This window comes from Enterobacter sp. MG-EB028 (assembly GCF_056673305.1).
In genome coordinates, this window is record NZ_CP195080.1 from 78,587 (window position 1) to 85,649 (window position 7,063).

General features: G+C 52.3%; 6 protein-coding genes and 1 pseudogene. 5 read left to right on the forward strand and 2 right to left on the reverse strand.

The annotated features are described in order from the left end of the window. Positions 1-128 precede the first annotated feature (128 nt). The 3 genes from ACR42C_RS23500 (at position 129) to ACR42C_RS23510 (ending at position 2,841) form a co-directional block, all read left to right on the forward strand. Complete coding sequence (locus tag ACR42C_RS23500; RefSeq protein ID WP_214551364.1) at positions 129-1,235, forward strand: alkene reductase; 1,107 nt, start codon at positions 129-131, stop codon at positions 1,233-1,235. 65 nt (positions 1,236-1,300) lie between these two features. Beyond that, positions 1,301-2,002 (forward strand): DsbA family oxidoreductase, encoded by a 702-nt coding sequence (locus ACR42C_RS23505; protein ID WP_001194072.1) that lies wholly within the window; start codon positions 1,301-1,303, stop codon positions 2,000-2,002. A gap of 65 nt (positions 2,003-2,067) precedes the next feature. Next, positions 2,068-2,841: an SDR family NAD(P)-dependent oxidoreductase gene (locus ACR42C_RS23510; protein WP_214551367.1), complete on the forward strand. Its 774-nt coding sequence runs from the start codon at positions 2,068-2,070 to the stop codon at positions 2,839-2,841. Between the two features lie 184 nt (positions 2,842-3,025). On the opposite strand, the gene ACR42C_RS23515 is transcribed toward ACR42C_RS23510, so the two are convergent. Together ACR42C_RS23515 and ACR42C_RS23520 are read right to left on the reverse strand one after the other, a co-directional pair. After that, entirely contained in the window at positions 3,026-4,249 is a 1,224-nt protein-coding gene (locus ACR42C_RS23515) for a MalY/PatB family protein (protein ID WP_214551376.1), read from the reverse strand. A 130-nt stretch (positions 4,250-4,379) separates the two neighbouring features. Then, a complete protein-coding gene (locus ACR42C_RS23520) occupies positions 4,380-5,252 on the reverse strand; it encodes a DMT family transporter (RefSeq protein ID WP_214551378.1) in 873 nt (290 codons plus the stop codon). 229 nt (positions 5,253-5,481) lie between these two features. On the opposite strand from ACR42C_RS23520, the gene ACR42C_RS23525 reads away from it, so the two are divergent. Together ACR42C_RS23525 and ACR42C_RS23530 are read left to right on the forward strand one after the other, a co-directional pair. Further along, the gene (locus ACR42C_RS23525; protein WP_004729622.1) at positions 5,482-6,234 is read left to right on the forward strand and encodes an alpha/beta hydrolase family protein; all 753 of its coding nucleotides are present in this window, start codon (positions 5,482-5,484) and stop codon (positions 6,232-6,234) included. A 26-nt stretch (positions 6,235-6,260) separates the two neighbouring features. Next, a pseudogene (locus ACR42C_RS23530) lies at positions 6,261-6,581 on the forward strand (Tn3 family transposase); the annotation flags it as partial. Positions 6,582-7,063: the final 482 nt, after the last annotated feature.

Here is a 7,063-nt window from a genome sequence, read left to right on the forward strand (position 1 = left end):
TAGATGGTTGGTATATTGCCACCCATCAGATGTTTATGCAACTCCTGTGCGCGACGTCCGGTCGGTGATACTTCCGGGTTGTGCAAATCCCTGCCGGGATACTCCTTTTTGTTTCTGTGAGGTATACGATGAGTAAGCTTTTCACCCCCTACAATCTGTCTGGCCTGGCGTTAAAAAACCGTGTAGTCATGGCACCGATGACCCGCACCCGCACCATGAATGACGTGCCGGATGAGGTCGTGGCTTTGTACTATGCACAGCGTGCTTCTGCTGGCCTGCTCATCACCGAAGGGATGCCGGTTTCAGAAGAAGGTCGGGGTTACCTCTATACCCCTGGTATCTACAACGACGAACACGTCCAGGGCTGGCGTAAGGTGACACAAGCGGTTCACGCCAAAGGTGGCCGTATTTTCGCGCAGCTCTGGCACGTCGGCCGTATGTCTCACGTCTCTCTTCAGCCAGGCCACATAGCGCCGGTTTCAGCGGGCACCGTTCAGGCGGTCAATACCACCGTTTTTGCGCTGACCGAATCCGGAGAGCCGGGCCCGGTTGTACCAAGCCAGCCACGTGCGCTGGAAACGCATGAAGTGAAACGCATCACTGCAGACTTCGTGCACTCCGCACGCCTGGCGATGGAAGCCGGTTTTGACGGCGTGGAAATCATGGCTGCAAACGGATTCATCTTTGACCAGTTCCTCAGTAGCGAACTGAACACCCGCACCGACGAATACGGCGGCTCGGTGGAAAATCGTCAGCGTTTCCTGCTGGAGACCATTGACGCCGTGGCGGAAGCCGTGGGTAACAGCCACGTCGCCGTGCGCCTGTCACCGTTCGGCCGCATTTATGACCTCGCGCCGTATGAAGGTGAAGAGCAAACCTGGTCGGCGATCACCGACGCGCTCGGTCAGCGGGAACTGGCCTACGTACACCTTTACTATCAGCCGGTGTACACCAAAGCACCACTCCCGGAAGGATTCCGCCGTCATTTCCGCAATACGTTTAAAGGCACCATCATCGCTGCCGGCGGTTTTACCCGTGATATCGCAGAGCAGGCTCTGGAAGATGATGAGCTGGATCTGGTGGCATTTGGTGTGCCCTACATCGCTAACCCGGATCTGGTTGAAAGAATGCAAAACGGCTGGCCACTGGCAGAAAGCGACCGCGCCACCTACTACGGCGTCAGTGGTTCCCCGGAAAAAGGCTATACCGATTACCCGGTCTGGCAGGCGCAATAAATCCTATACGGTCGCGGTTCTCTGATAAGCGAGACCCGACCGCCCAAGGTCTTTGAGGAATCATTATGCAAACGCTGAAACCCACCCTCACCATCGATATCTGGTCAGATTTGGTCTGCCCGTGGTGCTGGATTGCTAAGAAAAGATTTGAACAGGGTCTGAATCGCTTTGAATTTCGCGATCAGGTGGTGATCCGCCATCACAGCTACCGTCTGGCCGGTGGTACTCCCGCTATGCCTTTTAAGGATGCCATCGTTAAAAAACTGGGCAGTCAGCATTCAGCGGAGCTGATGATGAATCAGGTGGGCACCGCCGGTAAATCTGAAGGTCTGATCTACAACTTCGACGGCATGATGTTTGGTGATACAGAAGATGCACACACCCTGCTGGTTGCCGCGCGTAAGGCCGGAATTGCGGACGCGGTGGAAGAACGTTTTTATCACGGCAGTATTACCGAAGGTCGCTCTCTCTTTGACCGTCAGCAGCTCGTTGCAATGGCCGTAGAAGCCGGTATGCCGAAAGCTGACGCTGAAGCCGCCCTGGAAAATGACGATTTTCGCGCCACCGTTTCCGACGATGAAGCGCACGCACAGTCTATTGGCCTCAGCGGCGTTCCGGTTTTTGTGATGAACGAAAAATATGCCATCAGCGGGGCTCAGGCAGCAGATAACTTTTTGAATGCCCTGCGTCAGGTATGGGATGAACAGCAAACCGAATTTTCAGCCACTGCGGGTCAGACCTGCGGAACGGATGGCTGCAGCATTTAATCCGTCAACCGCCGGCAGTTTCACGCTGCCGGCAACGTCTTACCCACCAGTAATGGAGTCTGAAAATGAACACTTTTTTCAAAGGTAAAAAACTGCTCGTCGTCGGCGGTACCAGCGGCATGGGTCTGGCCGTGGCACGCATGGTACTGGAAGCGGGCGGCAGTGTCGTGCTGACCGGGAATAAAAAAGACAAAGCCGAAGCGGTGCAAAAAGAACTCAGTCCTCTGGGACCGGTGGCGGTCATCGCGGCGAACCTGATGACCGAAGAAGGTATGGAAACTATCCGTCGGGAAATTAATGCCCGTCATCGCGATATCAGCCTGATGGTGAATGCCGCCGGGATCTTCATACCGAAAGGATTTACCGAGCACAGCTTTGCCGATTATGACATGTATCTTTCGCTGAACCGCGCCACGTTCTTTATTACGCAGGATGTCGTGAAGAACATGCTCGCCGCGAAGCTCGAAGGGTCTATCGTCAACGTCGGTTCGATTGGCGCACAGGCAGCACTGGGTGACTCGCCGTCCTCTGCCTATTCAATGGCAAAAGCGGGTCTGCATGCCCTGACGCGTAATCTGGCGATTGAGCTGGCCAGCGCGGGTATTCGTGTCAACGCGGTGTCTCCGGGGATTGTTCATACGCCTATATACGAAGGCTTCATGGACAAAGCGGATATCGCGGATGCTATGAAGTCGTTGAACGATTTCCACCCGCTGGGACGCGTCGGAACTGCCGAAGATGTGGCAAACACTATTCTCTTCCTGCTATCTGACAAAACATCATGGGTGACGGGCGCTATATGGGATGTCGATGCGGGCATCATGGCGGTCAGACGATAACCCCGTGACGCTGGCATGAGCCGCCCCTTAAGGGCGGCATTTTTTTGTCGCCAGAAATGTCATCAGCAGGCTTCACTCAGGATATTCACAACCTGTTCATCCGTGCCTTTTTTGTTCCCGGCACAGGGTGTTATGCCGGGTTCTGAAGACATCCTGACAGGACAAACGGCCAGAGAGAAAGGGGTTATACCCTGTTAGGGACCGGTGTCCGCAGTACCTGTGAAATTCTTCTCATCCCTGCTGTCAGCATAGTCCGTGGGCAGGCCAGATTTAACCGGATATATCCGTCCCCATTGTCGACAAACAGCAAGCCCCCTTCAAGAAGCACCCCTGACTCCCGGGCAAAATACAGCGATAGATCCTCACCCGCGGTGTCGGGCAGGTAGTGGCTAATATCTATCCAGGCCAGATATGTCCCTTCGGGGATCGAGAACCTGGTTTCGGGTAAATAGCTTTTGAGATAGTCGTGCAGGTACTGGAAATTTCCGTCAATATATTCCCTCAGATGGACAAGCCAGTCATCACATTCACTCCACGCCGCTTTGTTTGCTGCCAGGCTCAGCGGAGAGATGAATTCGTCGTGTCTGAGACGCCAGTCGCTTCTGACACCGGGATCCGGAATAATGATATTTGCCAACAAATTCCCGGCCAGATTGAATGTTTTACTCGAGGACATGCAGGTAATAATGCGTGTGGAATCAGGGAAAAGAGAGGCGGCCGGTGTATGACCGATACCGCTTCGGGACAGGTCGCAGTGAATTTCGTCAGATATCACCCAGATGTCATTGGCCAGGCAAATTTCAATAATCCGCTTAAGTTCATCAGGCCGCCAGACTCGTCCGGTCGGGTTATGCGGATTACACAGGAAAAGAATTTTCACACGTAAATCGGCCTGACTGGCTTTGCGTGCAAAGTCTTCCCAGTCAGGTTCCCAGCCACCTGCTGATTTTTTTAACGCCGAGTACACCACGCGACGCTGACTGTATTCACCCGCCTTTTTAAACGGGCCATATGAAGGCGTCATAATAAGAATACTGTCATCCTTGTCGGTCAGAAGCGGGACGAGACGGTTCAGCGCGGGAATAATGCCCGGAGACAGCACAATGTCTTGCGTTTTAAAACGGTGACCATATTGTCGCTCACACCAGTTGCCAAAGATTTCATAGTATTCTTCGTCGTAGATTTTAGTGTAGCCGAGTATTTTTCTATCCAGACGGTCTCTGATGGCCTGAAGAATCGGCGCTGGTGTGGCAAAAGCCATGTCAGCAACCCACAGGTTGATTAATCCTTCTGCCGGATACCGCATTGCAAATTCGGACTGTCCCGAAAACAGGTATTCCCGCCAGCCGTCCACGGTCAGACTGTCTGTTTTCTCTCTGCTTACGTACTCATCAAAATCATATTTCATTTCATAAACCTGCCTTAGGTGTAGTCTGAAACGTCGACCTCAGTATTCCTGTCAGTCTGATGCCGGAGCGGGAAAACTGGCTCGTGTGATTAACATAAGAGAATCATTACAACTGCATGAATTAATTGCGTTATTGAGGTTTTCTCGCCTTTGCCATCGGCTGACGGGGGGATTTCTCGCGTGTCACCATCACGATGCCCGCCAGCACCGCCAGGGCAGAAAATATCGTTCTGACCGTCAGTGATTCACCCAGGAATACCACACCCCCTAGCATTGCCAGGCAGGGAACGCTGAGCTGAAGGGTACTGGCGGTAATAGAGCCGAGGGAGGGTAAAAGGGTATACCACAATACATAGGCGCCGGCTGAGGCGACGGCACCGGACAGCAATGACAAAGCAATGCCTGCAGCATCAGAGTGACCCTGCTTCATAAACAGCAACGAAAGCGCGAGAGCCATCGGCGCTGCGAGAACAAAATTAGCCGCCGTTGAAGCCCCGGCAGCCTGGCCCGCCCTCCCCCTGACGGAATAGGCGGCCCAGGCTAATCCGGCAACGATCATCATAAGTGCACTGTAAAGCGGCGGTGCCTTCGCCCCGGGTAACAGCAGGGCAGCAATTCCCGTCAGAGCCAGAACTAAACCACAAGCCCGCATAGCGGAGAGTGATTCTCCTTTAAATAATCCGTGGATCACCATCGCAAACTGTACGGCTCCAAAAAGTAACAGCGCACCCGCCCCGGTATCGAGATGGATATAGGCGACAGAGAACAGCACCGCATACACCATGAGGTAAAATCCGCTCAGCGGACGCCACAGCGATAATGTGATCCTGGCATGATAAAACAGGAAGGGGGACAGGACGAATGCACCACTGGCCAGCCTGAGGCTGCTGAATGAAAGGGGATCAATGTGGCCTCCCTGCAGGGCCAGACGACACAGAATGGAGTTTGCCGCAAATGCCAGCATTGCCAGTGATATTTTAAGAATGAGCGCGCACCTGACCATTCGAGAAGTCCTCACAAAAGTCTTGTAAACTACCATCTAGTTGGTAGCATAGCCTAAGTGATCACCGAACAGGAAGCAAAAATCAGCTTTCAAACTGGAAGGTGAGAACAGGCATTCGCAATGAATGCTGTTTCACATCCCCAGGGGGCGTTATGCCAGATGCAGAGCAGGAGATTATTTTTCTCCTGCGTTCAAACAGATAACATCAGTTTAAGGCCGGGAATATCCTATGAAAAAACTAAAATTTACGTTCAAAAATGCGGCGGGTGAAGAACTGGCCGGATTGCTTGAACTTCCTGAAAATCCTAAAGCGTTTGCGCTGTTAGCTCATTGTTTTACGTGTGGCAAAGACCTCAAAGGCGCGGCGCGTATTGCGCGGAAACTGACGGAGAATGCTATCGCCGTTCTCCGGTTTGATTTTACTGGTCTGGGAAACAGCGAAGGGGATTTTTCCAACACCAACTTCTCATCCAATATTTCGGACCTGCTTTGCGCGGTAGATTATCTCCGCCGACAGTACGAAGCGCCTTCTTTGCTCATCGGTCATAGCCTGGGGGGATCGGCCATCCTGTCTATCGCCGGCGAAGTTCCTGAGGCAAAGGCCGTTGTCACCATAGGATCACCCGGAGAACTGACACACGTAAAACGTCTTTTTAAGGATGATGTTGAAAACATTAACCAGCATGGAGCCTATCCCGTTGAGCTGGCCGGGCGGGTATTTACGTTAAAGAAACAGATGCTGGACAATATTCAGGAACACAAAATCGCTCATAAGGTGTTCGCCATGAACAAGCCTCTGCTGATTTTTCATGCGACTGAAGATGATACCGTGTTAATTGAGCAGGCTGAGAAAATATTCAAAGCAGCTAAGCATCCCAAGAGTTTCATTTCCCTGGGTAAGGCTGATCACCTTCTGACACATGCTCAGGATGCTGAATACGTTGCCGATATCATTATATCGTGGAGCGAATGTTACCTATAAACAGAGTAAATGCATTCAAACTCGTAGCGCTGAGGGCGATTTTCTGCAGAGATCGGACGCTGTTTATGCTGGACTGATTTCGCGATAAAGGCTTAGACCGATGCATACAGGCGGGGCTGAATAAGGGTGAGGCCCGTAATGCCCTTGCGCGAGTATCCTTTATGCACCGGCTGAGTGAAATCAGGGATCTGGGGCGGGAGGATCAGAGTTACCGCGCCACCGGGCTGACACTACATACGGCGGCGACAACACTCTGGAATACGGTTTATATAGAAAGAACCATTGGGCCGCTTAAGCAAAAAGGAGTCCCTGTTAATGAACTGCTGGTCTCTCATCCTTCTCCACTGCTGTACAAAATATAGTCTTAGCGTGGGATAATTTCCGTTTTCCAAGCGGCCCCCAATCAGCACGCGCCGATGGGTAGTAATCTGGTCTAACATCTGGAAAAATTACTGACGAGAAGGTAGTATTCGGATCGTCAGCGATCGTCTTGTGGTGGGACAGATTGTTGATTCAGCTTACTTTTGTGACCTAACTCAAACTGACGGTTTGACTGCTTTGTGGTGAGGCAGACGGGTGGCAGAAGATGGTTTTACGGAAGAAATGCGGACTTCCGGAAACAAACAGGGACAGGACGTGTCCGTCAAAACGTTCAGGAGCAGGTAACGGGATTTCCCGGAGCCTGAATGCACAAACCCCCCGATAACTGTCATCAACTTGGCGGAAGAAGCAGGTATCAGGGGGTCCAAAAGCAGGCGCGTTGCCTGTGAAGGATTATAACGCATGCACCATAGAAAACAACACCCGGCCGCCATAAGAACAGGCCGCC